This is a genomic window from Streptomyces sp. NPDC046909 (assembly GCF_040644695.1).
Lineage (GTDB): Bacteria > Actinomycetota > Actinomycetes > Streptomycetales > Streptomycetaceae > Streptomyces.
This window is the reverse complement of record NZ_JBEYXC010000054.1, coordinates 1-1,221: the sequence shown is the minus strand read 5'-3', so window position 1 is coordinate 1,221 and position 1,221 is coordinate 1. Positions and strand designations below refer to the sequence as shown.

Genomic DNA, 1,221 nt, shown 5'->3' with positions numbered 1-1,221 from the left:
GAGGACGTGCTCGGGCGGGATGCCGGACTCGCGGACGACGTCGAGGGTGCGGCGGGTGCCGACGGCCTTGTCGCGGTGCGGGGTGTGGACGAGGACGGGCAGCTCGTGCTCGACGGCGAGTTGGAGCTGGCGGGCCAGCGCCTCGTCCTCCTCGGGGGTCATGGAGTCGTAGCCGATCTCGCCGACCGCGACCACACGGTCCTTGGCGAGATAGCGCGGCAGCACGTCCAACACCCCTGCGCAGCGCGGGTCGTTGGCCTCCTTCGGGTTGAGAGCGATCGTGCAGTAGTGCTGGATGCCGAACTGCGCGGCGCGGTACGGCTCCCAGCCGAGCAGCGCGTCGAAGTAGTCGGTGAAGCTGTCCACCGAGGTGCGCGGCTGACCGAGCCAGAACGAGGGCTCCACCACCGCGCGGACACCGGCGGCGTACATGGCCTCGTAGTCGTCGGTGGTCCGGGACGTCATATGGATGTGAGGGTCGAAGATACGCATCAGCGGGCTCCAGCAGGCGCGACAGCGGAGTAGGCGGCGAGAGCACGTTCGGCCGCCGCGCGTCGATCGGACAGGGGTGAGCGGAGTTCCACAGGAAGCCCGGAGGCCTCCAGCGTGTCGGGGTACGCGTGCACGACCGGCCAGACATCGACAGGCACGTCCCGCCCGGCAGCGACCCGCTCATGGGCGAAATCGACCAGCATGCGGGCGAGTTCACGGTCTGCGCGCTCGGCGAGTCCCACTATCCGCAACAGAGAGATGCCGCAGAAGACGCACTTCAGTACGGCGTGCCGATAGCCGTCGTGGTCCAGGTGGCGCGCCGCGTACGGGCCGAGGGCCGCCTCGATCAGACCGGTGTCGTTGCCCCGCAGCGCGGCCCGCACCAGGGGCAGCCCCAGGTCACCGAAGGAGGCGTCGCCCTCCTCCAGCAGGGCCAGCGACAGCAGTACCGCCCGCTGTTCGGCGGTGTCCCCGTACCGGTGGAGGGCGGTCACCTCCTCGGCAAGTTCCGCGCCGCGCAGCGGAAGGGCTTCGAGCAGCCGGGCGCGGGCGGCGTCGGCCACCGTCCAGCCGGGGACGAGGGGCTCGCGTCCGCAGCGCCGGCCCACGGCGGGGAAGACGGCACGTACGGCGCTGGGGTCCTGGCCGACGCGGGCGACGGCCTCGGTCAGCCAGCGGTGTGCGTCGGGGGTGAGGTGTCGGTCGAGGGCGGTGGATATGTGGGGGTCC

The 1,221-nt window shown here is 71.5% G+C and carries 2 protein-coding genes; both read right to left on the bottom strand.

Annotation, left to right across the window (positions count from 1 at the left end; genetic code table 11):
• The coding region (locus ABZ928_RS53415; protein WP_361537148.1) for a TatD family hydrolase at positions 1–492 on the bottom strand (492 nt) is incomplete at its 3' end.
• Positions 492–1,211: an EboA domain-containing protein gene (locus ABZ928_RS53410; RefSeq protein ID WP_361537150.1), complete on the bottom strand. Its 720-nt coding sequence runs from the start codon at positions 1,209–1,211 to the stop codon at positions 492–494. The genes ABZ928_RS53410 and ABZ928_RS53415, both read right to left, overlap by 1 nt.
• Positions 1,212–1,221: the final 10 nt, after the last annotated feature.